This window comes from Adhaeribacter aerolatus (assembly GCF_007991635.1).
Classification (GTDB): Bacteria; Bacteroidota; Bacteroidia; order Cytophagales; family Hymenobacteraceae; genus Adhaeribacter; species Adhaeribacter aerolatus.
Map to the genome: position 1 here is coordinate 167,380 of NZ_BJYS01000003.1, position 26,293 is coordinate 193,672.

Consider the following 26,293-nt stretch of genomic DNA (forward strand, 5'->3'; position numbering starts at 1 on the left):
ACCGGAGTAAAACTTTTATTTACTGTTCGGGCTTAAACCGCAGGCTTCAACCGGTGGCCTGGTTACTTAAGTCCGGCGAAAACGTGTTTATCAAACTGGTCAGTTTATCAATATCTGCTTGGGTGTGTAAACTGTTCAGGATTATGCGGGTAACGGGTTCGTGCTGGGGGGTGGGATAAGCAAAACTGGATATCAGAACATCGTGCGCCAGTAAATATTGGTACAACTGATTTTGGGGCGTATAAAAAACCGGGTAATCCGGAAAGCGCTGGAAAAGAGAAGGCTCTGCCAGGCAAGATAAAAAATAATTAATATTCCGGAAGAGTTGTTCGCGGGCAACCTGGTAAATGGCGGGCGCCTGCAGAAAAGCAGCTAAATAAGCCGGTACTACCGGCGATGCACCGCCAAAGAAAGTATGATTTTTTAAAAACTGTATGGTAGCCTCCTCCGCTAAAATTACGCCTCCCGGAATACCCAGCGCCTTACCCAGCGAACTTACCACAATTAATTTAATGGCCGGCGGCAATACCAAATCGCGGTAAACACCGGCACCGTTTTGGCCGGTAACACCCAGGCCGTGCGAATCGTCAATAATTAGGGTAATATTTTTAGTAGTATCTAACTGGCTTAACCAGGACAGGTGGTGTTTTTTAACCCATAAGGGGTCTAAAGAATTAAATAAGATAAAAATATTATCGGAGCTGGTTTGGGCAATAATATCTGGTAAATCATGGGCCCATTCGGTAAAACTTTGATGATTAATTGGCTGCACTCCCTGCCACAAAGCCGGGTGGGTACGCGGACCGTAAATAAACGTACCCTTACCGGAAAACGCCTGCACCACCAATTGCCCCGCCATAAATCCGGACGATACCGTTAGGGCGGCTTCGGCCCCGGTGTAAGTAGCCAGATAATTTTCGGTTTCTTCGAAAACGGACAGTTGCACATTAGATAGCCGCGAACTGGAATAATTTAAGCCGTATTGCCTGAAGCCCGCTTGCAGCAACTTCTGAAATTGCTCGTTGCGGGACATACCCAGGTAAGAAGTACCGCTAAAATACAAATATTCCCGACCGCCGGAGGTTAAGGTCCGGCCAGGCAATTCCTCCGCAATTAATATAGGTATTGACACCAGAAGAAGAAATTAATATAAAGCTAAGGCCTTTCTCCTAAACTTAATCAACAAAACCCCACTTTCCAATACCCAAATTAACTTTGCGGAGTCTCTGAAAATATAGACGGCCGCGCGCCCAAGCGCTTTTATACCGGACCTGAGCAAAAGCTTAATTAAAGGCCTGTTTGGTCCTATGCTTTGATCAGAAAAATATTTAAATTGCCAGATATATAAAAAAGGAGTTATAGATGCAGAAATTTTACCTTTTCGTTTCTATGCTATGCCTGGTTTTACTAGCTGCTACCCCAACCGAGGCCCAGAAAGCCAAAAGTTACCTGGAAGCCGGCAACCGTTTTTTTGCCTTACAACAATTCGAAGCTGCTATTACCCAATATTCCAAAGCCATAGTCGAAAAGCCCGATTTGGTGCAGGCTTATAACAACCGGGGCCTCAGCAGGGCTGGTTTAAAGAAATTTGAGCAGGCCTTAACCGATTACAACCAAGCCTTAACCCTGGATCCGAAGAATGCGGAAGCGTATTATAACCGGGGATTGGCTCAAGCCAGTTTAAATAATCAACCGGAAGCTATTGCCGATTATACCCGGGCCATTGCCTTGAATAATTCTTTCGCTGCCGCCTACTACAACCGCGGCCTGGCCAAAGGTTTGCTACAGGATAACAAAGGAGCCATTCCGGATTTCCAAAAAGTAGTTGCCCTTAACCCCTCGGATGCTGCGGCTTATTATTTGTTAGGCTTGGCTCAGTATAATACCGGCCACCGCCAGGCGAGCTGCGAAAGCTGGCAAAAGGCGAGTAAACTGGGAAATAGCAAAGCTAAAGCTTTGCTCTCCCAAAAATGCCGGTAATCAACTGGTATTAATTTGGGATAAAAAATTATGCCCTGCCAGCCGGTTTAATATATTTTGCCGGCACGAATCTTATTTACCTTTGCAATTGTTTGTATATAAATTCCGATCCTGAACCTTTTGGGTTACATTAGGTTTATGTATTTTTGTAAAGTATTAAGTTTAATTTTAAATAGATAGCAACATGGGAATGTATCCTGAATATATGGTGGCCCCAATCCGCGAGGATTTAACTTCGGCCGGTTTTGAGCAATTAATGACGCCAGAAGAAGTAGAGAAAGCACTTGCTGATAGCGAAGGTACGGTATTGGTTGCCGTTAATTCGGTTTGCGGTTGTGCTGCAGCAAAAGCCCGCCCGGCTTTAAAAATGGCAGTGTCAGCGGCTGATAAGCGCCCGGACAAACTTGTTACGGTATTTGCCGGTATGGAAACTGAAGCCGTAGCGAAAGCCCGCGAGCACATGCTGCCATATCCGCCGTCGTCGCCGTCGATTGCTTTATTTAAGAATGGCGAGTTGGTGCACATGATTGAGCGCTACCACATTGAAGGCAACGATTTGGTTAGAATTGTAGACAACCTGAAAGGCGCTTTCGAAGAATATTGCTAGACAATACCACTGATTAGCGCTGATTTTTAGATCATGTTGATTTCAGAACAAAAAAGGGCCGCTTTAACAGCAGCCCTTTTTTATTTTATATTATTTAAACTTCTTTTTCTACCAACCCACCAATATTATCAACCCTAAAGAGGTTTATTGTTACTGCTAATTGTTAACTGTTTACTGTTAAATGTTACCTTAAATCAAAGCCAATATCTTTCCGGAAATAGCGGTTTTTCCAGGTAATCTTTTCGGCGGCAGTAGTGGCTTTGGTTAGAGCTTCGGGTAAATTATTTCCCAGGGCTGTTAAAGCAATTACCCGGCCCCCGTTGGTAGTTATCTGGCCTTTATCGTTCTGGGTAGTACCCGCATGAAACACTAAAACATCGTTGGTGGCTTCCAAGCCCGAAATCACATCGCCTTTCCCGTAATCTTCCGGATAACCGCCGGCTACCAGCATAATCGTAGCCGCCGTACGCGGGTCAATTTCGAGGTTAAAATTGTCTAATTCGCCATCGTGTAAGGCCCGGAACAACTCAAACAAATCGGTTTTAATGCGGGGCAGAATGGCTTCGGTTTCGGGATCGCCCAACCTTACATTATATTCAATTACATACGGGTCGTCGTTTACTTTCATCAAGCCAATAAACAGGAAACCAGAGTAAGAAATATTTTCGGCCTGTAACCCGGCTAAGGTAGGTTTAATAATCCGCTCCTCCACTTTTTGCATAAAGGCCGCATCGGCAAAGGGCACCGGCGAGATAGCGCCCATACCGCCGGTATTTAAACCGGTATCTCCCTCACCTATCCGCTTGTAATCTTTAGCTTCGGGTAATAAAATATATTCTTTGCCATCGGTTAATATAAATGCCGATAACTCAATACCTTCTAAAAACTCTTCTATCACTACTTTGCTGCCCGCCTCGCCGAAACGGCGCAAATGCAGCATACCTTCCAGTTGCCGGCTGGCTTCTTCAAAGTTCTGAGGAATAACTACCCCTTTACCGGCGGCTAATCCATCGGCTTTTAACACCACCGGGTAGTTATGGTTTTCTAAATAACTAATAGCGTCCACGTAATTGGCTTCGGTAAAGGTGGCGTACCGCGCCGTAGGAATATTATGCCGCTGCATAAACTGTTTCGAGAAATCTTTGCTGCCCTCCAGTTGCGCGCCATCTTTGCAAGGCCCGATTACCAATATATGCCGTAAATTTTCCAGCTTTTTAAAATAATCGTGAATACCGGCCACCAGCGCAGCTTCCTGCCCCACCACTACCATCATAATATCGAAATCGTCGGCGAACTTGGCCAGCACTTCAAAATCGGTAATGGCTATATCAACATTGGTAGCTACCTGCGCCGTACCGGCATTGCCAGGTGCCACAAATATTCTTTCGGCATACTCGCTTTGGCGTAATTTCCAGGCCAAGGCATGTTCTCTTCCACCCGATCCGATAATTAAGATATTCATTATGGCTGAATTGTTAAATGGTTTAATTGCTAAACGGCTTGTTAAGGCAGTATGTGCTTGCGCGGCGAAGTTACCAATTTTCCAAAAGCCTTCCTGTATTCGTGCCGGAAAATTAATAGAAAATAAACCGCCCCAAACAAAAAAGCTGACCCAAAATGAGTCAGCTTTATGTCTTGGCTATATTAAATGCTCTCAATCATCAACAATTTGACCATTTAGCAATTCAACTATGCAACCATTTAATTTGCGTATTCCGACAAGAACTTAATACGCATCAGGCGCACGTCTTCTTCAGTGTAATCGTCGGTACCTAATTCTTTTAAAGCTACGGCTATGTTATCGGTACTGGCTTGCATAAAATAATCGCAAATTTCTTCCTGCCGCTCTTCATCCAATACCTCGTCTATGTAATAGTTCAGGTTCAGCTTCGTGCCAGAATAACAAATATGCTCAATTTCTTCGATCAGTTCGGCCATGGTAATGTCTTTAGAAGCCGCAATTTCTTCCAAATCCATTTTTTTATCTATTTGCTGAATAATGTAGATTTTAATTTTAGATTTATTAACGGCTGATTTTACTATTACATCGGCGGCCGTAACAATATCGTTATCTTCTACATATTTGGCAATGAGATCCATAAAGGGCTTGCCAAACTTCTGCACCTTACCCATACCTACCCCACTAATGTGGGCTAAATCTTCTTTTTTGGTGGGGTAAGTAGTGGCCATTTCTTTTAAAGAAGGATCCTGAAAAAGCACGTAAGGTGGCAAATTCAGTTGGTTAGCCATTTTTTTCCGGAGCGCTTTCAGCATATCAAACAGCACCGTATCGTGGCCGGCCGACGACTGAATTTCTTCTTTTTCTTCTTCTTTCTGAACTTCTTCTTCGAAATTGTGGTCTTTGGCCAGTTTAATCGGGTGAGGACTCTGAATAAAGTCAAGGCCTTTTTGGGTAACTTTTAATACCCCTATATTTTCAATATCTTTTTCCAGGAACCCGGATAATAAAATTTGCCGGATAACCGAATTCCAGAACTGGGCATCGTGCTCGCTGCCTTTGCCATACACCTCCAGTTGGTCGTGGGCGTAGCTTTCTACGTACTGGTCTTTCATACCGGTAAGTACCGCTACTAAATGGTCCATGCCGAAGCGCTGTTCGGTTTGTACGGCGGCTTTCAAGGCTAATAAAACCTCATCACCGGCTTCAAAGCGTTCTTTTGGGTGCACACAATTATCGCAGAAACCACAATCTTTTTCAAAATGCTCGCCAAAATAATGCAACAGTTGTTTCCGGCGGCAAACCGCCGAATCGGCGTAAGCGGCCATTTCCTGCAATAATAATTTAGAATTATCGCGCTCAGTAACCGGTTTGTCTTTGCTGAACTTTTCGAGTTTTACAATATCGTCGTAGGAGTAGAACATGAGGCAGTTGCCTTCCAGGCCATCGCGACCGCCCCGGCCCGTTTCCTGGTAATAACCCTCAATAGATTTAGGCGTATCGTAATGAATTACAAAACGTACATCCGGTTTATCAATGCCCATTCCAAAAGCAATGGTGGCTACAATTACATCGGCATCTTCGTTCAGGAAAGCATCCTGGTTAGCCATCCGGACACCTGGTTCAAGACCCGCGTGATACGGCAGCGCCTTCACATCGTTAACGCGCAGGAGTTCGGCAATTTCTTCTACTTTCTTGCGGCTCAGGCAATAAATAATACCGCTTTTACCTTTGTGTTTCTTAATATATTGAATTAGCTGTTTCTTGGTGTTGTGCTTCGGCCGAACCTCGTAATACAAGTTGGTGCGGTTAAACGACGATTTAAACACCGACGCATCATCCATCTGTAGGTTCTTCTGAATATCGAGTTGTACTTTGGGGGTGGCTGTAGCGGTCAGCGCAATAATAGGCAAATCGCCAATACTATCGATTATACCCCGAATTTTACGGTACTCCGGCCGGAAATCGTGACCCCATTCTGAAATACAATGGGCTTCGTCGATGGCCACAAACGATATTTTAGCTTTCTGCAGGAAATCTAACGTTTCTTCTTTCGTCAGCGACTCGGGGGCTACGTAAAGCAGTTTTACCTCACCGCTGATGGTTTCTTTTTTAACTTTATTCATCTCCGCTTTGGTAAGCGTAGAGTTCAGGAACTGCGCATTTACGCCAAAAGCGTTTAACTGATCCACCTGGTTTTTCATCAGCGCAATTAGCGGCGAGATAACAATGGCAGTACCCGGAAGCACAAGAGCGGGAAGTTGGTAGCACAACGATTTTCCGGCGCCGGTAGGCATAATAACAAAGGTATTGTTACCCTTTATTATATTATTGATGATGGCCTCCTGAGTTCCTCTGAATTGGTTATACCCAAAAACTTCTTTTAATTTGTCTTTAATCTTTACCTCTTGTGTGACTAACATTTGTTTTTTAAGGGTATTTTAATAATAATAGATTTAGGTTAATTTTATTTCAGCTATTCTCTAGCCCAATACAAATTTAAATTGAAAATAATAAAAAATATTAAATTAATCGCGAAAAATGTTTTGCAGCAGGAAGCAACAGCCATTCAGCGACTTGTAAATTTTATAGATGATGATTTTGAAGCCTGCGCCGAAGCTATTTTAAATACCAGGGGCCGGGTGGTAATTACAGGCATTGGCAAAAGCGCGCATATAGCCGCCAAAATTGTAGCTACCTTAAATTCAACCGGCACACCCGCCTTGTTTATGCACGCTGCCGACGCCATTCACGGCGATATTGGCATGATACAACCCGAAGACTTTGTAATTTGTATTTCTAAAAGCGGCAATACACCCGAGGTAAAAGTGCTGGTACCGCTGCTCAAACGCAAAGGCTCTAAATTAGCGGCATTGGTAGGCAACCCCACGTCTTATCTGGCCCAGCAAGCCGATTATATTTTAAATGCTTCGGTAGAAAAAGAAGCCTGCCCGCATAATCTGGCGCCGACTTCCAGTACCACGGCTGCCCTGGCATTGGGCGATGCCCTGGCCGTTTGTTTGCTGGAAACCCGCGATTTCAGCAGCCGCGATTTTGCCAACCTGCATCCGGGCGGCTCACTGGGCAAACAGCTGTACCTGCGCGTAACCGATATTTATACCCAAAATGCCGCCCCGGCGGTAACCGAAACAGCTGCTTTAAAAGAAATAATAATCGAAATATCTTCTAAAAGATTAGGCGCTACGGCAGTATTAACTGAAGATACCGGCCGCTTAACGGGCATTATTACCGACGGCGACTTGCGCCGGATGTTAAATAAATACGACTCGCTCCAAACCATACAGGCCAGCGATATTATGACGGCGGCGCCGCTTACCATTGATGCCGATGAGTACGCCACAGCCGCTTTAGAAATAATGCAAAAACGCAATATAACCCAATTAATTGTCACAAAATCTGGTAACTTTGCCGGCTTTGTACACTTACACGATTTACTTAAAGAAGGCTTAATCTAATGAGAAGCAAAGATACATTTGTAGTAATAATGGCCGGTGGTATTGGCAGCCGCTTCTGGCCTTTTAGCCGCACCAATAACCCTAAACAGTTTCACGATGTGTTGGGCGTAGGCTCCAGTATGCTGCAAATGACGGTTAACCGTTTCCGGAATATTTGTCCGCCCGAAAATATTTATGTGGTAACCAACGCTGATTACCGCGACCTGGTAAAAGAACAATTGCCACACCTGACGCAAAACCAAATTTTGTGCGAACCAATCGGGCGCAATACGGCGCCGGCCATTGCTTACGCCAGTTATAAAATCAGCCAGATTAATCCGAATGCCACTTTGGTGGTAGCGCCGGCCGACCACGTAATTCTGAAAGAAGAAGCATTTGTGCAGATTATTCAGGAAGCGGTTGCTGCCGCCGAAAAAGAAGACATCTTACTTACTTTAGGCATTACCCCCAGCCGCCCCGATACCGGCTACGGCTACATCCAGTTTATTGAAGAAGGTAAGCACCTGAAAAAAGTTAAAACCTTTACCGAAAAGCCGAATCTGGAGCTGGCGCAAATGTTTTTGGAAAGCGGCGACTTTGTCTGGAACTCGGGCATATTTATTTGGAACGTAAAATCTATCCTGCATGCTTTCCGGCAATATTTAGGTGAAATTGCCGAAATATTTGAAGAAGGATTATTGTACCTGAACAAACCCCAGGAAGAAGAATTTATTAACCGGGCCTATTCGCACTGCCGCAATATTTCTATTGACTACGGCATTATGGAAAAAGCTGATAATGTGTTTGTGCTATTAAGTGATTTCGGCTGGTCGGATTTAGGCACCTGGAACTCCTTGTACAGCATTGGTAATAAAGACAACGCCGGCAACGTAATAGACGGAGATGTACTGCTATACGATACCCGCAATTGCATTATTAAAACGCCGCAGGAGAGGCTGGTGGTAATAAACGGATTAGAGAACTTTATTGTGGCCGAGTATGACAACGTGCTCATGATTTGCCCGAAAGACGAGGAGCAGCGCGTAAAAGATTTTGTAGCGGATGTAAAATCGAAAAAAGGCAGCGGCTATAATTAATTATTATGTGTAACCTTAAACAAAAGAGGCATTAAAATTTTAATGCCTCTTTTGTTTTTAGCGGATGCCAGATTACGCCGGCAAATAATTTTAATGGCAAGTGCAACGCTTTAGTTATTATCCGGCTCTTATAAACAGAAATTAAAATATTACCCCATGAAAAACTGCTTCTCTGTTCTGGTGTTTTGGTTCTCACTAAACCTGTTTTCCTGTGAGCAAAACAACCCCGAAATAGCTTGTGATATAAAAGATCCGGTTAATAATTTAGCCTGGCTAAAAGCTAAAATCCAGGCCTTCGAGAAAAGCAATATGTGCGATAATAATGCCTGTTACATGCAGGTTTATAAAGTTAATACCGGTAACCAGCAGCAGATTGTAACCTGGGTAACCGGACCGGCTGTGGATGGCATACCGCAATATTATACCTGCACCGGCGAATTAATTATTTGTACCAACGAAGACCCTTGCCCCAACCTGACCAATGCCGAATTAATCTGGACGAGTAAAGCTGATTAACAGGTAGTCCCGTAGAAGCGAAGAATAAAACGAGCGGCCGGCAAATTTTAAATATGCCGGCCGCTCGTTTGCTGTTTTACAGCTGCTTATAAATTTTATAAATTACTCAAACAAAAGATAGTTCTAACCCGGCACTGCCAATCGCTGCCGCAATACTTCAAATAAAATAATACCACTGGCTACTGAAACGTTCAGCGAACCAATCTGCCCTACTAATGGAATTTTAACCTGGGCATCGGCTTTCTTTAAATATTCCGGCGAAATACCGTCTTCTTCGCTTCCCATTAAAATAGCCGTTGGTCCGGTTAAGTCTACGGTGCCTGCGTTAATAGCTACATCGCCTTTTTCGGTGCAGGCCACTACCTGAATGCCTGAATTCTGTAAAAAACTTAAGGTATCTTTTAAGTTGTTTTCGCGGCAAACCGGCACAATATTCAGCGCTCCGGCCGACGTTTTGAGGGCATCGCCGTTGATCTGGGCGGCACCACGACTGGGTATTACAATGGCATCTACGCCCATACACTCGGCGTTGCGGGCAATCGAACCAAAATTACGGACATCGGTTATCCGGTCCAGCACCAGAATAAGCGGGGTTTTTCCTTTCTCGTAAATATCCGCAATAATATTATCGAGCGGCAGGTAAGTAATTGCCGACAAATAAGCTACGGCTCCTTGGTGGTTTTTCCGGGTTAAGGTATCCAGTTTTTCGGGCGGCACCATGGCTACCGGTACTTTGGCTTTGTGCGCCAGTTCGGTTATTTCAATGGTCATGCTGTTTCGCTGACCTTTCTGCAAATATATCCGCTCCAAACCTTTGCCCGCCAGCAAAGCTTCGGTAATGGGCCGTAACCCAAATATCATTTGAATATTATCGGCATTGTCGCGGCGCGGACCGCGGGGGTTTACTCCTCTAGTATAGTTCCTTTTCTCCATTTTTCTACGGTGCTGTACCACACAAACTCGTACTCCGGACGCCGGATTAGTTCGTAATGATTTTGTGTAAAGGTATTCGGTTTTTTAATGAAAATAAATTTATAAGCTGCGCCACCTTGTCTGCGGTTAACATACGTCCATTCTTCAGCATCCTGCTTCCGGTTAACCACACTCGGTTTGCCTAAAATAATATATAACATGCCGCGGTCGGTTAGCCAGCCATCTTTGTGCGAGCTAAAAAAAATATTAGCTTCTTTCACCCGCTGGTAATATTCTTTAATTAAGCGTTTGGCCAACGCCTGATCCTGGTTCGCAATATCCAGCCAGAAACGATCCAGAGCTTTTTTCGGTTCGGTGGCCTCGTACAACTTTTTACGTTCTTCCGAACTGGTCATGTAAATTAAAGGTTCAATTAATTCGCGGGCGGTGGTGAGCTCCGGATATTGGTTGGCTACAGAAATAATGCTGGTACTGGCTTCCCCGGCATCCAGCACATACAGGCCTTCCCGCGCCAAAGTAACATTTTGCCCCACCGGAATTTCACTGGTTTGTATGAGGCTTAGCGTAGGCGATACTTTCTTTTGGCTTAGCGAAAATGGCGGCAGGGCTGCCGGAAAATCGGTCTCGTATTGCTTTAGCTGCACGGAAACAATGGGCAAGGTTGATACCACCTGAAAGGTATCGGAGGTATTTACGTACGACCGGAACAAAGGCCAGCCCGTGTTTACATCGGCTAATAATAATCTTTTGGCAAGCCCCTCGCGCCGTAACGGAATATCGAGCCACAAATATTCATCTTCGGCTACGTGCTGGGGTATTTGCAACTGCAACACCGAGGGCAAGGTAATGCCAGCCGTAGGCAACTTAAAAGAAGCATAAGCAAAATTATCCTTAAAGCTTAATCGCTTGCCAAATTGCCGCACCGAATCCCGCCGGATAATGTCGGGCCGCTCGTAACTCAGGCTGATGGTGTAAAGTAGTTTGAGCTGCGCTTGGGGTACATCTTTAAACAGACCCTCATCCGCAAACTTCAGAAAAACCTGTAAACTGTCTTTATCGGCGAGTAAATCATAAGCAATGGTGGTAGCAGGCAGGTAAGTATAATTCAGGTTTTGCCGGTACAACACTTGCTTGGGCGAACAAGCGGCCGAAAAGAGCAGTATGCAAATAAAATAAATAGCTGTCTTTTTCATGTGTTACCGGCCGGGATGATTCTCTATTGGAATAACGTAAAATTAAGTTGATTTTCTATAGGTAAGTTGCTTTTACTTATAACCTGTTTACTTATTAACGGAAATAAAAAAACCGGTTCTGTCCGAACCGGTCTTTTGTGTGGTATTAATTAGTTTAACGGTTGCCGTAATATTTCATAAATGTTTGTTCTAACTCGGCCGCTTTTTGTTCCAGACCCAGCGCCCGCGCCGACATAACCAATTGCTGCAAAATCATAAAATTGGTTTGCACTTCCCGGTCGAACAAAGCGCTGTTGGGGTCGTTAGCGTAATAAGCTAAGGCTTTGTTAGCCCGCTTGGCCATTACATCCATTATTTCCAGTGCCTTTTTCCGTTCGCCGACGGCATTTAGCGGCTCAATAAATTGCGGCGTATAATAATCATACGGAATAGATTTATCGGGCATAACCGTAAAGCAACGCTCCATCACTTGTTTAGCTTTGGCTTTATCGCCGGCTTGAAGGTAAGCCGTAGCCAGGCGATAGAATTTATCGCGGGTATTCGGCGGCAATTGGCTCACGTAGCTATCGTCGTAGAAAATAGTAGGGTCATCCAGGTTGCGCCAGCTAAACTTGTTCATCATGTTGTTATACATAATGTCTTTCTGCACGAAGCCTTCCTCTTCCGGGTCCGGATTTTTTACCGGCACAATGCGGTAAGCCAAACCTTCGAGCTGGAAATAAGGTTGCAGGTTCAGGTAATCCGAAGAACTGGTAGTAGTAGAGAAATAAACCGGCCGCTCCCAGTTGTTTGTAGCCAGAATATCCAGAATTACCAGGTGTTTCTTTTCGATGGCCGATTTTCCAATATTCCAGGCAAGCTGGTTAAGAATTTCGCCCTGCCGATCCTTTGGCACTGCATTATGCCGGATTACGGCTTCTTTGTCTACCTCCAGCGTAAAAGCTTTGGTCGGGAACGATAAAAATGGTTTGGCATTCTGGGCCGCTACTTGCAATACTTCGTGGTTTTCTTTTACCAGTGCCAAATAACGTTTCAGGTCCATGCCGCCTTTTACCTCGGGCCGTTCCACATAAGGCAGATAATCGTTGGTACCTTGCCGGTAATTTTCTATTTCCATTGAAATAGGCAGCGGCGCCGATTTGTAAGAGCGGCGCTTCATCTGGTCGATGTACCAATCGGTGTTCAGATAACTTAATACGGCTACGCGTACGTCGGTCCGGAAACCTTCTACTTCTTGCGCGTACCACAACGGGAAAGTATCATTATCGCCATTGGTAAATATAATAGCATTAGGCGCTAAAGAACTTAACAGGTTTTTGGCCGAATCTACCGAATGATAGCGGTCCGAACGATCATGGTCGTCCCAGCCTTGCGCTGCCATTACAATTGGCACACTTAAACACAGCAAAGTTACTACCGCTGCCCGGGCTACATCGCTCTTAATAAATTTACTTAGCAAATCGGCCAGGGCCAGAACACCCAAGCCAATCCAGATAGAAAAGGCAAAGAAAGAACCGGCAAATGTATAATCCCGCTCGCGCGGCTCTACGGGCGGTTGGTTCAGGTACAAAGCAATGGCTAAACCAGTAAAGAAAAACAACAGGCCCACAATAAAGGCATCCCGCTGGTCTTTCCGGATTTGGTAAATCAGGCCCAGAATACCCAAGGCCAGTGGCAGCATGAAAAAATTGTTACGGGCTTTGCTTTCGGCTACCCGTTCGGGTAAGCCCTGGCTCGATTCGGCTGGCCAAAGCACCCCGGCATTTTGCACGTCGCTGTCGCGGCCCACAAAATTCCACAGGAAATAACGCCAGTACATGTGGCCCAGTTGGTATTTCATCATGAATGACAAATTCTCGCCCATGGTAGGTTTGCGGCCCTCCTGAATGGGTACCCATTTCTGGTATTCCTGAATGTGCATGGGCTGGTTGCTGTAGATACGCGGCAGCAGGCTCATGTCCTTGGGATCGTAAACCGGCTCTACTTTATAATCTACAATCTCGTATTTTTCCTTGCCTTTTACATAGCGCGGATCACCTTGTTCCTGGTCAATTACTTCGGCTGTAAACTGCGGACCGTACAACAAAGGTCGATCGCCGTACTGCTCACGCTTAAGGTAAGAAACAAAGCTTACAATATTTTCCGGGTCGTTTTCGTCGATGGTTGGGTCGTAAGCCGAGCGAATCGGAATAATCATGTAGGACGAATACCCGATTAATATAAACAGAAAGCTGAGCAAAGCGGTGTTTAAAAAGCGGTTGTTCCGGCGGAAAGAATACCGGAAGCCGTAAATAATCAGGCCGATAAATAAGGCCAGGAAAATTAAAATACCACTACCAAACGGCAAACCAATATTGTTAATAAAGAACACCTCGAAAGAGCCTGCCAGCGAAGGCAAACCCGGAATAATACCCCATAATATTATTACAATAATTAAAGAGCTAATCAGGAAAGTATAAATAGTACCCTTACGGTTAGGTTTGGCAGTTTTACGGTAATAATAAATAAAAGCCAAGGCCGGAATAGCCAATAAGTTTAACAAGTGTACCCCAATCGAAAGGCCCACCATGTAAGCAATTAGAATAAGCCATTTATCCGAATAAACTTCGTCGGCCTTCCCTTCCCATTTCAGCATGGCCCAGAATACAAAGGCTGAGAAAAAAGCCGACATACCGTACACTTCTGCCTCTACTGCCGAAAACCAGAAAGAATCGCTGAAAGTAAAAGCCAGGGCACCCACCGTGCCACTGCCCATAATCAATAAAGTTTGGCCAAAAGTTGGCTCCGTCACCCTACCCACCATCATTTTGCGGGCCATGATAGTAATGGTCCAGAACAGGAACAGTACCGTAAAAGCACTTACCAGACCAGATAAAAAGTTAACCAGAGGGGCTACCAGCAGTACATTATCGCCGGCAAACATCGAGAAAATACGGGCTACGAGTAAGTAAAAAGGCGCGCCGGGCGGGTGTGGCACTAATAATTTATACGAGCAGGCTATAAATTCACCGGCATCCCAGAAACTGGCAGTGGGTTCGAGGGTAAGTCCGTAAACCGTGGCCGCAATAAGAAAGATAATCCAACCGATTATATTGTTAATCCTGCTATAATTACTCATAAACTGCTTTAGAAATAATCCCCGAAATTAAGAAAATTACCTCTTATACAAGAAGTGCCCAAAAATTAATTAAAAAAATAGCCGGCCTTAACGGGCCGGCTATTTTATATCGCAAAAAAACAGATTTTATTGTTGTAACACCAAACGTTTGGTTTCTACCATTTTATCGTTCACCAGGAGGCTGTAAAAGTAAATACCGGCCGGATAAGACGATAAATCGATCTTAATTTCGGAATTAGCCGCTGACTCCGGCACTTTAATGGTTTTTACTACCTGCCCAATGGTGTTGGAAAGCGTAATTTTATAGGCTTCGTTGCTGGTTTGGCCCAACTGAATTTTAATAATACCACGAGTAGGATTTGGGTAAACACTTAAAGTGGGTTTGGTTTGCCCCTCGTCTACAGAGGACATTAGATTTACCACATTCAAGCCCAAAGCCGGTTCTTTTGAAGCACTGGCAGTAAAGCTATACGAATACCGTTCCGGCATTTTTAAGGTTTTAGAAAGGCCTTTGTAAAGCGTTGCAAAATCAAAATTAGAAATAAAAGCGGTACTGGTTAAGCAGTTACTGGCACTGGCAGATGCAACCGCTGTACTTTTAGGAATATATACGCCCTCTCCTTTTAAATCGAAAGCAAGATTAGCGCTATAGCCCGTTATATAAGCAGTCAGCAAGACCGTTGCCATAAATAATTTAGTAAAAGTTTTCATATCATATTTTATCTAAAAATTAGAATCAACAATAATTCAGGTGTTCAAATATACACCTATATTTTTAACCAGCCAAAAATAAATTAAAGCTAGGATATATTTAAGTTAACCCAATGTGTTATTTATCAACCTTATACAAAATATTAAGATCTGGTAAACACCAAAACCCAGCAGGTTAACAAAATTTAATCTAAAATAATACAAGACAAAAATTCTGCCAGAAATCAGGCGGAGAGTAGAAAATAGCTCAGCTTAAATATAGAGAATATACCTGAAACTGCCAAATAAGTTACAGAGAAGATCATTAATACTCAAATATTACAATATTCACATTCAACTACCCGAAATTGCAACAAAATCTTTGATATTGGTAGCGGAATAAATTTATCTGTTGCAAATATTTTAATTTATTTTTGTTGTATTTGGGAACAAGCAGTTTACAGTTAGTCCGAATTTTGGATAAAAGAAATTTCTTTAAGGTTAAAATATTGAACCTCCTGGCCCACGTGCAGGCACAATCGCCCGGCATCATCTACGCCAATAATGGTCCCCGACACCAACTGCCCGCCAACCTGGTAAGTATGCTCTTCCTGGTACCGGTACAAGTTCTGTAAATATTCAAACCGGAGCAGGGCCGCCTTCCCTGCTTTTAGTTGCAAATAACGGGCTTCTATAAACTCCAGTAACCGCTCAATTAGGGAGCGCAAATCAAAGGTTTTGCCGGTAATCTGGGCAAAGGAACTCGCTGCGGGGGCCGTAAACAAATGCTGGTTAATATTTAAACCAATTCCGACGACCGCATGTTGTATTAATTGGCCATAGAGTGAATTCTGAATTAAAATACCTCCAATTTTTTTATTTCCGTAATACAAATCGTTGGGCCATTTTAGCTTCAGAAGAGGCGGCAAATACGCCTGGGCAAAATTTAAAACGGCCAGCGAAATACAAATATTAAGGTTAAACTGGTATTGAGCGGCTAAAAACTGCGGCTTTAAAATGAGCGACAAGGTAATATTTTTGCCGGGCTCGGCTTCCCAGGTATTACCCCGTTGCCCCTGACCGTGCGTCTGCCGATCTGTTATAACAACGGTGCCTTCTGTGGCTTCATTTTTGTTGATAAGATTTTGCGCAAAACGGTTAGTGGAGTCGCATTGTGGTAAATATATTACCTGCTTACCTGTAAATAAGGTATTTGGAGCTATTTTCTGCAAAGAATTTTATAATATTGTAGTTCAAATTTAGTTATATCAAATGAAAAAAACGAAGATTAAGGAAAATTCGGACATATTGGCAGAGCTGGTCGTAAAAGGAATGCAGGACAAAAAGGCCTCCGATATATGCGTAATTGACCTTAAGTCCTTAAACAACGCAGTTTCAGATTATTTTGTAATAAGTTCGGCTAACTCCGATACCCAATTAGATGCCATTGCGCGGGCTGTAGAAGAAGAGGTTTTTAAGATTACAAACCAAAATCCTTGGCAGAGCGAAGGCCGTACAAACAAAGAATGGATTCTTCTGGATTACGTAGATGTGGTGGTGCATATCTTCCTGAAAGACAAACGGGAATTTTATGCCCTCGAAGAACTTTGGGGCGATGCTCCCATCCGGTACATTGAAGAATAATAAAACTTGTATCTAAATTGAACATTTTGGTTTACCTGATGTTCTTAAAATTAATTGAATTTTAGAATAGATGACAGATAATAAGACGCCTAAGAAAAAGAAGATAAACATGCCAAACACGCCTCCCCGGCCTACCATGCAAATGTGGGTGCTGGCCGCGCTGGTGTTTTTAATATTCGGAATTGCTTATTTTAACCGCAGTAACGCTACCGTACAAATAAACCAGCAGCAGTTTGAAGACATGGTTCTGAGCCGTGATGTAGAACGGCTGGTAGTGGTAGTGAACAAACGGATTGTAGAAGTTACCCTGAACCCGGCGGCACTGGAAAATGAGAAGTACCGGAAAATTGTACCCAGCCGGGGCGCTTTTACCCTGGAGCAAGGCCCACACTTCTACCTGCCTATATTTTCCGGCGAAAGCTTTAAAGAAGACTTAGCCAAACTGCAGGAAAAAGTACCGCAAGACCAGCGTATTGGCTACAGCATAGAAGAAAGAACCGGCTTCTCCGAATTTTTCGTGAACTGGGGCTTTATTTTGTTAATGCTCTTTGGTTTCTGGTTCCTGATGCGCCGGGTTACAACCGGTGGTGCCGGTGGCCAGATATTTAACATTGGTAAATCGCGGGCCGCTTTATTCGATGCCGAAAACAAAGTGAAAATTACCTTTAAAGATGTGGCCGGTCTGGAAGAAGCCAAAGAAGAAATCCAGGAGATTGTAGAGTTTCTGAAAAACCCGAGCAAGTTTACTATTTTGGGAGGAAAAATTCCGAAAGGTGCGTTGCTGGTAGGACCTCCGGGTACCGGCAAAACTTTATTAGCCAAAGCCGTTGCCGGCGAAGCCGATGTACCATTCTTCTCCCTGTCGGGTTCTGATTTTGTGGAGATGTTTGTGGGAGTTGGTGCTGCGCGGGTACGCGACTTATTTAAACAAGCCAAAGCCAAAGCACCCTGTATTATCTTTATTGATGAGATTGATGCCATTGGCCGTTCGCGGAGCCGGGGCCAGGTGCCGGGCGGTAACGACGAACGCGAAAATACCCTGAACTCCTTACTAGTAGAAATGGACGGGTTTGCTACCGACTCCGGGGTAATTATTCTGGCAGCCACTAACCGCCCTGATACACTGGATGCGGCCCTTTTAAGACCAGGACGTTTTGACCGTCAGATAAGCATTGATAAACCAGATATTATTGGACGTACCGAAATATTTAAAGTCCACTTAGGTCCGCTGGCTTTATCTGAAGATGTGGATGCCAAGAAATTAGCCGCCCAAACGCCTGGTTTTGCCGGAGCCGAGATAGCCAACGTATGTAACGAAGCAGCCTTGATTGCAGCTCGCCGCGATAAGAAGAAGGTAGAAATGCAGGACTTCAACGACGCCATCGACCGCGTGATTGGTGGTTTGGAGAAGAAGAACAAAATTATTTCGCCGGAAGAAAAGAAGATTGTGGCTTACCACGAAGCGGGCCACGCCATTGCGGGCTGGTTCCTGGAGCACTGCGACCCATTGGTTAAGGTAAGTATTGTACCCCGTGGTATTGCTGCTTTGGGCTACGCCCAATATTTACCAAAAGAGCAGTTTTTGTATACCACCGAGCAGTTAGTAGATGAAATGTGTATGGCCTTAGGTGGCCGTGCCGCCGAACAAATAATTTTTGGTAAAATATCAACCGGCGCGTTAAGTGATTTGGAGCGTATTACCAAAATGGCTTACAGCATTGTAACCATGTACGGCATGAACGATAAGATTGGTAATATTTCTTATTACGACTCTAAAGGTGCAAACGAATATTCTACTACCAAGCCTTACTCGGAAGCTACTGCCCAAACCATCGACAACGAGGTTCGCAAAATTATCTCGGATGCTTACGAGCGGACCAAGCAGTTATTGACAGATAAATTAGATAAGCTGGAAATTGTAGCACGGGAATTATTGCAAAAAGAAATCTTGTTCCAGACTGATTTGGAACGTTTGGTAGGTCCGCGGCCGTTTGCCGCCTTAACTACCTATCAGGCCCATACGGCTGGTACCGATCGCAGTAAAACCCTGAGCGAAGTAGAGCAGGAAAACCATCCGATTCCGGTTGCCCACGATAACGGCAAACAAAACGGCCAGGAAAAGCAAGTAGAACCAGAAAAGGAAAGCGAAGGCGCTACGCCCGGCTCTACTTATTCTTTCGATGTTTAATGGCGCTTACCCAATAATTTATGTACGAACCAAGGTCTAAAGATATAATTTTAGGCAAAATAAGAGAGGCGCTGGCTAAACCAGCGCCTTTTATGCCTTCTACCCCCGACTTTGCCACTTCGGTGCATCCCCTGCCCGATGAAGATTTATCTATAACTTTCGCCACTGTTTTTTTAAGAAACAGCGGCACTTTTATTTACTGCGATTCCGACGAAAATTTCTTCGACCATTTGTATGTTTTTAAAAAAGAAAAAAATATACAGCACTTGTATGTGTGGGAACCAGAATTAAAAGCCCATTTACAGGCTGGTGGCATTGATTTTAACGAGGACGAAGCTTCTTTTATAAAAAATGCGGAAGCCAGCCTTACTACCTGCGAAGCGCTGATTGCCCGCACCGGCAGCATTCTGGTGAGTGGCGCCAGCGAAAGCGGCCGCCGCTTAAGCATTTACCCGGAAAAACATTTAGTGTTGGCTTATGCTTCCCAATTAGTGCCTGATATTAAGGATGGTCTGGCTTACGTCCGGCAGAAGTATAAAAAATTTCCTTCCATGTTGTCTTTGGTAAGCGGGCCCAGCCGGACTGCCGATATCGAGAAAACCCTGGTGATGGGTGCCCACGGTCCCAAAGAGTTGGTTTTATTCCTGATTGATGATACCATCCATTAGTCAGCTTTTACCCGGTAAAAAAGTATATTTTGCGTCTGATTTTCATTTGGGTGTGCCCGATGCGGCATCGAGTTTAGTCCGGGAAAAAAAGATTGTTCGCTGGCTCGATACCATTAAACACGATGCCCAAATGGTGTTTTTGGTAGGCGATATTTTTGATTTCTGGTTCGAGTACCGGCACGCCATTCCTAAAGGCTTTATCCGGCTGCAAGGCAAATTAGCCGAGTTAAGTGATAGCGGGCTGCCCATCTATTTCTTCACGGGTAACCACGACATGTGGATGTTCGATTATTTTACCCAGGAACTAAATATTCCGGTACTGCGCAAGCCAGTTTCTATCCAAATTAACGAAAGTAAATTTTATATCGGCCACGGTGATGGCTTAGGCCCCAAAGATTACACCTACAAAGTTTTAAAAAAGATATTCGCGAGTAAGCTGGCCCAGTGGCTCTTTGCCCTCGTTCATCCTAATCTGGGTATTGGGGTGGCTAATTATTGGTCGCGGAAAAGCCGCATCCGAAACACCAAGGTAGACGAAGTATTTAAACCCGGCGAAGAATGGCTGGTAACGTACTGCACCGAAATGGAAAAAAGCCATCACCATGATTACTATGTTTTCGGACACCGGCATTTACCCCTGGATTTAGAAATAAATAAGAACAGCCGGTACGTAAATTTAGGAGAGTGGGTTAATTATTGCTCTTATGCTACGTATGATGGTCAATCGCTTAAGCTCGAATATTTTGAAGCCTGATATTTCGATTCGGCTGATGCTAACCGGGCTGCTCTGGTTATTTTTATTAGCCGGCGCAACGGCGCAATCCTTAACTTTCATCCGTTCGGTACCCGTAGACCGGCCCGGGGCTATTTCCCTCGACCGTTTATCTAATATTTACGTGGCCGATGCGCGAAATATTCTTTACAAATACGACCCAGCAGGTAAGTTAAGCCAAACCTTTTCGCCGCCTACTACCGGCCAGGTGGCCACTGTAGAAGCCTGGAATACGGTAAAAACTTTATTGTTTTACGATGACCGGCAGCAAATAACCCTGTTGGATCGCTTTCTCACCCCCATTACTGCTACCCGCCTTTCCGACTTTACCTCTGGCATTATCCGCGCCGCTACGTTGGCTGCCGACGATCGTATCTGGCTCCTGAACGAAAGCGATATTTCCCTTAGTAAAATAGACATCCGGCATCCCGATGCTGTACTTAAGACCCAACTGAATCAGATTTTAACCGAATCCGCCGGCGACCTTAAATTTATGCGGGAATATCAGAATAATCTGTATTTGCTCGACCGGCTGTCCGGCGTTTATATTTTCGATAACATGGGCAACTACAAAAAAAAACTACCCTTAACCGGATTAAACTACCTGGGCTTTAAAGGCAATGAGCTTTATTACATAAAAGAAAACCAGCTCCAGTTTTTACATTTGTATACCCAGCAAACCCGCACCATCAGCTTACCCGCCGGGAAAAATTATCAAAAGGCTTTAGTTGGCGAAAATTTCTACTATCTTTTTACGCCCGCCGGCTTCGACATCTATTCTCTGAAGTAAGTCATTTTCTCTTTTTCTGCCAATTTTCTAGTTTACCTGCTTTGGTTTAATGCTGGATCATAACCATTTACCGGATTGTATCCGTTAAAGCTTTTATCTGCTGCTGTTTAGCCCTTCTCTAAAAGCCACAGCCTGCCATTTTAAACCATTAATAAAACTAAGAAAAAGATGAAAGCACTGGTATTTCACAAAATTAATGATGTACGCGTCGAAAATGTAGAAGATCCCAAGATAGAGGAAAGCCGCGATGCCATTATCCGGGTAACATCAACGGCCATTTGCGGCTCCGATTTACATATTCTGGATGGCTTTGTACCGCAGTTGCGCAACATGGTGCTCGGCCATGAGTTTATGGGCATTGTAGAAGAGGTAGGTTCGGGGGTGGGCAATCTAAAAAAAGGCGACCGGGTAGTAGTACCGTTCCCGATTGCCTGCGGCACCTGCTACTTTTGCACCCACCAATGGCCCACCCAATGCGAGAATTCTAACCCTAAATATGGCCCCGAAGGTGGTTTTATGGATCAGAAAGGCGCGGCATTATTTGGCTATACCGATTTATACGGCGGCTATAACGGCGGTCAGGCCGAATACGTGCGGGTACCCTACGCCGACTTTGGTCCGCGCATTGTACCCGATGGCCTTACCGATGAACAGGTATTATTTCTGACCGATATTTTCCCGACCGGTTGGGCGGCTGCCGACTGGGGCAGGATAAAAGGTGGTGAAACAGTGGCCATATTTGGCGCTGGCCCGGTAGGTATTATGGCCGCCAAATCGGCTTGGTTAATGGGAGCCGGCCGGGTAATCAGCATTGATCTGCAGCCATACCGCCTCGAAATGGCCCGGCAAGCGGCCAATGCTGAAGTTATTTTGTGGGAAAACCAGGAGCAGGTAGTAGAAATCATCCGCAGCATGACCGAAGGGCGCGGTGCTGATGTTTGCATTGACGCTGTTGGCATGGAGGCGGACCGGAGTATTCTGGAAAAAGCCAAAGCTGTTTTTAACGTAGAAAAAGGCACGCCAAAAGTTTTGGAAACCTGCCTGAGTGCCGTGCGCCGAGGCGGCGTAGTAAGCGTAGTAGGCGTTTACGGTTCTGCTTTCGATAATTTCCCAATATATAAATGGTTCGATAAAGGCGTAACCCTGATGGGCACCCAGGCCCCGGTGCAAATTTACATTGACCACCTGATGCAACTGGTGCAGTCTGGCAAAGTTCGTCTGGACGATATTATTACCCATACCCTCCCACTCGACCAGGCGCCGCAAGGCTACGAGATATTTAAGAAAAAAGAAGATAATTGCGTGAAGGTGGTATTAAAGCCGTAAACATCTGATAATTATTATATTACTTACCAGAAGGAGCTAGTCCAAACAAAGGATTAGCTCCTTTTTGGCTTGTTGCCATTACTCGTTCAGATAGCAATACGAATCTTTTTCGGCAGATATTTGTCTTAACAACAGCAGAATGTCCGTTAAATATAGTAGTATTAGGGCTGGGGTAATTTCTAAATGAATATTATCGCGTGCGGGAGATTTTAGTATATTTGTCTCTTATCATTAGTTAGAAAACAAGAATTAACATATAAAGGAGTACTAGTTGTGGGATGTAATTCATGTTCTAGTGGCGGTTGTAGCCCCAAAGGCTGCAAAAGCAACGGCGGCTGCAGCACCGGAGGCTGTAACCGATTAAATGTATTTGATTGGCTCAGCGATATGGATTTACCTACGTCGTTTGAGGAGTTTGATATTGTAGAGGTACGTTTTAAAGGAGGCCGGAAAGATTTTTTCCGGAATAGCAATAGTCTGGTTTTAACTACCGGCGATGCGGTGGTGGTAGATGTGCCCAATGGGTACCACGTAGGGTATGTTTCGCTGAAGGGGGAACTGGTGCGCCTGCAAATGCTGAAGAAGAAGGTTGATAACAGCGAAGAAATCCGGGCTATTTACCGGATTGCTAACGAAAAAGACCTTGAAAAATTCGCAGCTGTACAGGATCTGGAAAACAGTACCATGTACCGCGCCCGCGGCATTATTCAGGAACTTGACCTGAAAATGAAATTATCGGATGTAGAATATCAGGCTGATCGCTCCAAAGCTACTTTTTATTACTCCGCCGATGACCGGGTAGATTTCCGGGATCTGATTCGCAAGCTAGCCGATGAATTTAAAGTGCGGGTAGAAATGCGCCAGATTAGCTTGCGTCACGAAGCCGGCCGGTTAGGCGGTATTGGCTCCTGCGGCCGCGAATTGTGCTGTTCTACCTGGCTAAGCGACTTTAAGAGCGTTTCTACTACCGCGGCGCGTTACCAGAATTTATCGCTCAACCCCAGCAAATTATCGGGCCAGTGCGGCCGTTTAAAATGCTGCCTGAACTACGAACTCGAAACGTACCTGGACGCTTTAAAAGATATTCCGACTATAACAAAACCCTTGCAATTACAAAAGGGAGATGCTATATTGCAAAAGACAGATATATTTAAGCGGGTAATGTGGTTTGGCTTCAAAAACGACAATAACTGGTATCCGGCCCCGGTAGAACGTGTAAGAGAAATTCTGGAACTGAATAGCCGCGGGATAATAGTAGAGTCGCTGACGGTAGAAGAAAAAGCGGAGCAGCAGAAAAAAGTGGAACTGGTAGCGCAACTGGAAGGGAACCTGGAGCGCCTGGACGAGAAGTTTAAATCGAAGAAAAAGAAAAAGAAGAAAAATAAAAATGGTCAGGCCCCGGCTTTGGCCGCTGCTGCAACCACCGTACCGGAGGTTAAAAGCAATGAGTTAAAACAAAACGGTGCCCGCAACGAGAATAAACCGCAGGCAAATGGCAATGGTGGCCAGGGACAAAAGAAAAAGCAGCACAAGCGGCCTTTCCGCGATAACCGTCCGCCCCGTACCGACAACCGGCCAGATAAACCTGTTAATACATGATTAAGCAGTTATTATTCTTAATAATTCTTGTAAGTATTTTTTCTTTATCGGCTTGTGACAGCAGTAACCGGGTATACGAGCAGAATATAGATATCCCAAATAATAACTGGCGGATTAACGACACCAAAGAATTCCGGTTCGAGATAACCGATACTACTAAAACTTATCAGGTATTTTTTAACATTCGGAATGCCCTGTTTTATGAATTCTATAATTTGTACGTAAGCGCCACGCTGCTTGATCCGGCTGGGCAGAAGGTGCATAATAAATTGCACGAGATGTACCTGATGGATAAAAAAACCGGCGAGCCCCTGGGAAAAGGCGCCGGAGATTTATTTGATCACTCATTTCTGGCTTTGAAAAATCAACATTTTTCAAAGCCAGGCACTTATACGCTAAGGTTAACCCAATATATGCGCAAAAATCCGTTACCCGGTATTATGGCAGTGGGTATTAAAGTAGTAACTGTTGAATAGCTTCTGAACAATAATCTAACACAAATAATACTTCTTTTTATTACCATGACCGGCAAAGCCTTATGAAACTTGCTTTAGAAGTTTTCGGATCTATTATGATCGTTTTTTCGTTTTTGCCGCTTATTAAATCAACGTATTGGTGGATTAGGGTGCTGGATTTTCCCAGACCTCAGATTGCCTTTTTCCTGGTTGTTATTTTAGGATCTTACCTTTATCTGTACGGGGCCACTACCCTGCCCGAAAAAATATTTTTGTTTTTGCTGGGGCTGGCGTTGGTAAACGAGGTGCTGCACTTTTATAAGTTCACAATTCTGTACCCGGTAGAAGCCCTGCGGAGCAACCTGAAAGCACCTAAAAATACCTTCAGCATCATGATATCCAATGTCAGGATGTCGAATATCCATTATAACCGGTTTTTGAAGCTGGTACGTGAAAATGACCCGGATATTTTACTCATAAACGAACCGGACCATAAATGGGCCCAGGAAATTTCCGAATTAGACACCGTGTATGCTTTTAGTATAAAATGCCCCTTGGAGAATACCTACGGCATGATGTTTTACAGCAAGTTTAAATTGCTGAACGAAGAAATCAGGTTTTTAGTAGAAGAAGGTATTCCGTCGTTTTATGCTATTGTGGAGCTTCCTACCGGTAAAATGTTTGATTTTTATACAGTACATCCCCAGCCCCCGCACATCGATAAAAATACCGATACCCGCGAAGGAGAATTGCTGCAGGTAGCGCGAATGGCAAAAGCCTCCCGTTATGCCTCTATCGTGGCCGGTGATTTAAATGATGTAGCCTGGTCTCATTCTACTAATTTATTCCGAAAAATAAGTGGCTTACTCGATCCGCGTATTGGCCGGGGCTTTTATAATACCTATAACGCTTTAATTCCTTTTTTCCGGTACTCGCTCGATCATATCTTTTATGATCCGGCCTTTCGATTAATCCGGTTAAAGCGGTTGCGGGGTTTCGGCTCCGATCACTTTCCGATTCTGATTCGGTTAAGTTATGAACCGCAGGAAGCCGATGAGCACGATCCACCCAAAGCTAATTCGGAAGAAAAGGCCGAAGCCCAGGAATTAATTGAAAATGTAAAGGAAAATTAAAAAGTAAAGCCCGGGAACTACCCGGGCTTTTTTTATTTATAGGTGGTGTATTAAACAACCATAAGCCAGAGAAGAAATATCTTTAATGGTTAAAAATAAAAATCCCGTTTAGTTTACCTAAACGGGATTCGAATAACAATAATAGCCTGGAGCTATCAGCGTATATTTGAAAATTAGATTCTCTCTACGTTAACCGCGTTCAATCCTTTTTTGCCTTCTGTAACTTCAAAAGATACTCTGTCATTCTCACGAATCTCATGAACTAAACCAGACTGGTGAACGAAGATGTCTTGGTTGTTATCATCAGAAACAATGAATCCGAATCCTTTAGATTCGTTGAAAAATTTTACTTTACCTGTTTTCATAAAAATTAATAATAAATAATGGTACAAATATAGGCATTTAATTTTAAAACCTAATGCTGCAATATACATTTCTTTCAGAATAAGGTTTTTTAAAATTCCCTTTATTTTAAAATAAATATTAAAATAATCGCAAATATTTACTACGGCGTTCTACCACTTCTTCCAGAACCTTCAAAAACATAAGGCTTTAGGCCTCGTATATCTTATATGCAGTAAATAAAAATTTATTTATGCTTATCCGGCAGGCAGCCTTAATCGAAGCTAGTTTACCCGATAAGTAAATTATTCACCTAAAAAATAAACCT

24 protein-coding genes are annotated in these 26,293 nt (G+C 44.1%); 15 read left to right on the top strand and 9 right to left on the bottom strand.

The genetic code is table 11. From position 1 onward, the window contains the following. Positions 1 to 46: 46 nt before the first annotated feature. On the bottom strand, positions 47 to 1,132 hold the full coding sequence (locus AAE02nite_RS03675; RefSeq protein ID WP_246150766.1) for an aminotransferase class I/II-fold pyridoxal phosphate-dependent enzyme: 1,086 nt from the start codon (positions 1,130 to 1,132) through the stop codon (positions 47 to 49). Positions 1,133 to 1,362: 230 nt separating this feature from the next. Here AAE02nite_RS03675 and AAE02nite_RS03680 point away from each other — a divergent pair, with 230 nt between their 5' ends. Continuing rightward, complete coding sequence (locus AAE02nite_RS03680; RefSeq protein ID WP_146895099.1) at positions 1,363 to 1,980, top strand: tetratricopeptide repeat protein; 618 nt, start codon at positions 1,363 to 1,365, stop codon at positions 1,978 to 1,980. A 190-nt stretch (positions 1,981 to 2,170) separates the two neighbouring features. Next, complete coding sequence (locus tag AAE02nite_RS03685; RefSeq protein WP_146895151.1) at positions 2,171 to 2,587, top strand: BrxA/BrxB family bacilliredoxin; 417 nt, start codon at positions 2,171 to 2,173, stop codon at positions 2,585 to 2,587. 184 nt (positions 2,588 to 2,771) lie between these two features. On the opposite strand, the gene purD is transcribed toward AAE02nite_RS03685, so the two are convergent. Further along, positions 2,772 to 4,049, bottom strand: coding sequence for a phosphoribosylamine--glycine ligase (gene purD / locus AAE02nite_RS03690; protein ID WP_146895100.1), 1,278 nt, complete (start codon positions 4,047 to 4,049; stop codon positions 2,772 to 2,774). A gap of 1 nt (position 4,050) precedes the next feature. On the opposite strand from purD, the gene AAE02nite_RS03695 reads away from it, so the two are divergent. Next, positions 4,051 to 4,260, top strand: a complete 210-nt coding sequence (locus tag AAE02nite_RS03695) for a hypothetical protein (RefSeq protein WP_146895101.1) — start codon at positions 4,051 to 4,053, stop codon at positions 4,258 to 4,260. Positions 4,261 to 4,288: 28 nt separating this feature from the next. Here the strand turns inward: AAE02nite_RS03695 and recQ are convergent, their stop codons facing one another. Continuing rightward, complete coding sequence (recQ, locus tag AAE02nite_RS03700; RefSeq protein ID WP_146895102.1) at positions 4,289 to 6,469, bottom strand: DNA helicase RecQ; 2,181 nt, start codon at positions 6,467 to 6,469, stop codon at positions 4,289 to 4,291. A gap of 81 nt (positions 6,470 to 6,550) precedes the next feature. On the opposite strand from recQ, the gene AAE02nite_RS03705 reads away from it, so the two are divergent. From AAE02nite_RS03705 to AAE02nite_RS03715, 3 genes are all read left to right on the top strand, one after another. Then, a complete protein-coding gene (locus AAE02nite_RS03705) occupies positions 6,551 to 7,522 on the top strand; it encodes a KpsF/GutQ family sugar-phosphate isomerase (RefSeq protein ID WP_146895103.1) in 972 nt (323 codons plus the stop codon). Next, a complete protein-coding gene (locus tag AAE02nite_RS03710) occupies positions 7,522 to 8,598 on the top strand; it encodes a mannose-1-phosphate guanylyltransferase (RefSeq protein ID WP_246150768.1) in 1,077 nt (358 codons plus the stop codon). Before AAE02nite_RS03705 ends, AAE02nite_RS03710 begins: the two co-directional genes overlap by 1 nt. A 156-nt stretch (positions 8,599 to 8,754) precedes the next feature. Then, positions 8,755 to 9,114, top strand: a complete 360-nt coding sequence (locus tag AAE02nite_RS03715) for a hypothetical protein (protein ID WP_146895104.1) — start codon at positions 8,755 to 8,757, stop codon at positions 9,112 to 9,114. 123 nt (positions 9,115 to 9,237) lie between these two features. Here AAE02nite_RS03715 and rlmB read toward each other — a convergent pair whose 3' ends face one another. The 5 genes from rlmB to AAE02nite_RS03740 form a co-directional block, all read right to left on the bottom strand. After that, entirely contained in the window at positions 9,238 to 10,047 is an 810-nt protein-coding gene (gene rlmB, locus AAE02nite_RS03720) for a 23S rRNA (guanosine(2251)-2'-O)-methyltransferase RlmB (RefSeq protein WP_146895105.1), read from the bottom strand. Then, complete coding sequence (locus tag AAE02nite_RS03725) at positions 10,017 to 11,240, bottom strand: GWxTD domain-containing protein (protein WP_146895106.1); 1,224 nt, start codon at positions 11,238 to 11,240, stop codon at positions 10,017 to 10,019. Before AAE02nite_RS03725 ends, rlmB begins: the two co-directional genes overlap by 31 nt. A 154-nt stretch (positions 11,241 to 11,394) precedes the next feature. After that, on the bottom strand, positions 11,395 to 14,358 hold the full coding sequence (locus tag AAE02nite_RS03730; protein WP_146895107.1) for a glycosyltransferase family 117 protein: 2,964 nt from the start codon (positions 14,356 to 14,358) through the stop codon (positions 11,395 to 11,397). A 126-nt stretch (positions 14,359 to 14,484) separates the two neighbouring features. Further along, entirely contained in the window at positions 14,485 to 15,069 is a 585-nt protein-coding gene (locus tag AAE02nite_RS03735) for a T9SS type A sorting domain-containing protein (RefSeq protein WP_146895108.1), read from the bottom strand. Between the two features lie 443 nt (positions 15,070 to 15,512). Beyond that, on the bottom strand, positions 15,513 to 16,280 hold the full coding sequence (locus tag AAE02nite_RS03740; RefSeq protein ID WP_246150771.1) for a biotin--[acetyl-CoA-carboxylase] ligase: 768 nt from the start codon (positions 16,278 to 16,280) through the stop codon (positions 15,513 to 15,515). Between the two features lie 40 nt (positions 16,281 to 16,320). On the opposite strand from AAE02nite_RS03740, the gene rsfS reads away from it, so the two are divergent. The 9 genes from rsfS (at position 16,321) to AAE02nite_RS03785 (ending at position 25,623) form a co-directional block, all read left to right on the top strand. Then, on the top strand, positions 16,321 to 16,692 hold the full coding sequence (gene rsfS, locus AAE02nite_RS03745) for a ribosome silencing factor (RefSeq protein WP_146895109.1): 372 nt from the start codon (positions 16,321 to 16,323) through the stop codon (positions 16,690 to 16,692). 70 nt (positions 16,693 to 16,762) lie between these two features. Further along, positions 16,763 to 18,880, top strand: a complete 2,118-nt coding sequence (gene ftsH, locus AAE02nite_RS03750) for an ATP-dependent zinc metalloprotease FtsH (protein ID WP_146895110.1) — start codon at positions 16,763 to 16,765, stop codon at positions 18,878 to 18,880. 20 nt (positions 18,881 to 18,900) lie between these two features. After that, positions 18,901 to 19,548, top strand: coding sequence for a LutC/YkgG family protein (locus AAE02nite_RS03755; RefSeq protein WP_146895111.1), 648 nt, complete (start codon positions 18,901 to 18,903; stop codon positions 19,546 to 19,548). Beyond that, on the top strand, positions 19,532 to 20,302 hold the full coding sequence (locus tag AAE02nite_RS03760) for a UDP-2,3-diacylglucosamine diphosphatase (RefSeq protein ID WP_146895112.1): 771 nt from the start codon (positions 19,532 to 19,534) through the stop codon (positions 20,300 to 20,302). The genes AAE02nite_RS03755 and AAE02nite_RS03760 overlap by 17 nt, the downstream gene beginning before the upstream one ends. After that, positions 20,262 to 21,110: an NHL repeat-containing protein gene (locus AAE02nite_RS03765; protein WP_146895113.1), complete on the top strand. Its 849-nt coding sequence runs from the start codon at positions 20,262 to 20,264 to the stop codon at positions 21,108 to 21,110. The genes AAE02nite_RS03760 and AAE02nite_RS03765 overlap by 41 nt, the downstream gene beginning before the upstream one ends. 168 nt (positions 21,111 to 21,278) lie before the next feature. Continuing rightward, complete coding sequence (locus tag AAE02nite_RS03770) at positions 21,279 to 22,436, top strand: zinc-dependent alcohol dehydrogenase (RefSeq protein WP_146895114.1); 1,158 nt, start codon at positions 21,279 to 21,281, stop codon at positions 22,434 to 22,436. A 273-nt stretch (positions 22,437 to 22,709) separates the two neighbouring features. After that, positions 22,710 to 24,035, top strand: coding sequence for a PSP1 domain-containing protein (locus tag AAE02nite_RS03775; RefSeq protein WP_146895115.1), 1,326 nt, complete (start codon positions 22,710 to 22,712; stop codon positions 24,033 to 24,035). Further along, positions 24,032 to 24,511 carry a gliding motility lipoprotein GldH gene (locus AAE02nite_RS03780; protein ID WP_146895116.1) on the top strand — a complete coding sequence of 160 codons (480 nt, stop codon included), beginning with the start codon at positions 24,032 to 24,034 and terminating at the stop codon, positions 24,509 to 24,511. Before AAE02nite_RS03775 ends, AAE02nite_RS03780 begins: the two co-directional genes overlap by 4 nt. Before the next feature lie 62 nt (positions 24,512 to 24,573). Continuing rightward, on the top strand, positions 24,574 to 25,623 hold the full coding sequence (locus tag AAE02nite_RS03785; RefSeq protein WP_146895117.1) for an endonuclease/exonuclease/phosphatase family protein: 1,050 nt from the start codon (positions 24,574 to 24,576) through the stop codon (positions 25,621 to 25,623). Between the two features lie 173 nt (positions 25,624 to 25,796). Here the strand turns inward: AAE02nite_RS03785 and AAE02nite_RS03790 are convergent, their stop codons facing one another. After that, positions 25,797 to 25,988 carry a cold-shock protein gene (locus AAE02nite_RS03790; protein ID WP_146895118.1) on the bottom strand — a complete coding sequence of 64 codons (192 nt, stop codon included), beginning with the start codon at positions 25,986 to 25,988 and terminating at the stop codon, positions 25,797 to 25,799. Positions 25,989 to 26,293 lie beyond the last annotated feature (305 nt).

Bases quoted from the DNA above. Each gene is read 5' to 3' on its own strand.
- AAE02nite_RS03680 (WP_146895099.1), top strand. From the start codon at position 1,363: ATGCAGAAATTTTACCTTTTCGTTTCTATGCTATGCCTGGTTTTACTA.
- AAE02nite_RS03685 (WP_146895151.1), top strand. From the start codon at position 2,171: ATGTATCCTGAATATATGGTGGCCCCAATCCGCGAGGATTTAACTTCG.
- purD (WP_146895100.1), bottom strand. From the start codon at position 4,049: ATGAATATCTTAATTATCGGATCGGGTGGAAGAGAACATGCCTTGGCC.
- AAE02nite_RS03695 (WP_146895101.1), top strand. From the start codon at position 4,051: ATGGCTGAATTGTTAAATGGTTTAATTGCTAAACGGCTTGTTAAGGCA.
- recQ (WP_146895102.1), bottom strand. From the start codon at position 6,469: ATGTTAGTCACACAAGAGGTAAAGATTAAAGACAAATTAAAAGAAGTT.
- AAE02nite_RS03710 (WP_246150768.1), top strand. From the start codon at position 7,522: ATGAGAAGCAAAGATACATTTGTAGTAATAATGGCCGGTGGTATTGGC.
- AAE02nite_RS03715 (WP_146895104.1), top strand. From the start codon at position 8,755: ATGAAAAACTGCTTCTCTGTTCTGGTGTTTTGGTTCTCACTAAACCTG.
- rlmB (WP_146895105.1), bottom strand. From the start codon at position 10,047: ATGGAGAAAAGGAACTATACTAGAGGAGTAAACCCCCGCGGTCCGCGC.
- AAE02nite_RS03725 (WP_146895106.1), bottom strand. From the start codon at position 11,240: ATGAAAAAGACAGCTATTTATTTTATTTGCATACTGCTCTTTTCGGCC.
- AAE02nite_RS03730 (WP_146895107.1), bottom strand. From the start codon at position 14,358: ATGAGTAATTATAGCAGGATTAACAATATAATCGGTTGGATTATCTTT.
- AAE02nite_RS03735 (WP_146895108.1), bottom strand. From the start codon at position 15,069: ATGAAAACTTTTACTAAATTATTTATGGCAACGGTCTTGCTGACTGCT.
- rsfS (WP_146895109.1), top strand. From the start codon at position 16,321: ATGAAAAAAACGAAGATTAAGGAAAATTCGGACATATTGGCAGAGCTG.
- ftsH (WP_146895110.1), top strand. From the start codon at position 16,763: ATGACAGATAATAAGACGCCTAAGAAAAAGAAGATAAACATGCCAAAC.
- AAE02nite_RS03755 (WP_146895111.1), top strand. From the start codon at position 18,901: ATGTACGAACCAAGGTCTAAAGATATAATTTTAGGCAAAATAAGAGAG.
- AAE02nite_RS03760 (WP_146895112.1), top strand. From the start codon at position 19,532: ATGATACCATCCATTAGTCAGCTTTTACCCGGTAAAAAAGTATATTTT.
- AAE02nite_RS03765 (WP_146895113.1), top strand. From the start codon at position 20,262: ATGATGGTCAATCGCTTAAGCTCGAATATTTTGAAGCCTGATATTTCG.
- AAE02nite_RS03770 (WP_146895114.1), top strand. From the start codon at position 21,279: ATGAAAGCACTGGTATTTCACAAAATTAATGATGTACGCGTCGAAAAT.
- AAE02nite_RS03780 (WP_146895116.1), top strand. From the start codon at position 24,032: ATGATTAAGCAGTTATTATTCTTAATAATTCTTGTAAGTATTTTTTCT.
- AAE02nite_RS03785 (WP_146895117.1), top strand. From the start codon at position 24,574: ATGAAACTTGCTTTAGAAGTTTTCGGATCTATTATGATCGTTTTTTCG.
- AAE02nite_RS03790 (WP_146895118.1), bottom strand. From the start codon at position 25,988: ATGAAAACAGGTAAAGTAAAATTTTTCAACGAATCTAAAGGATTCGGA.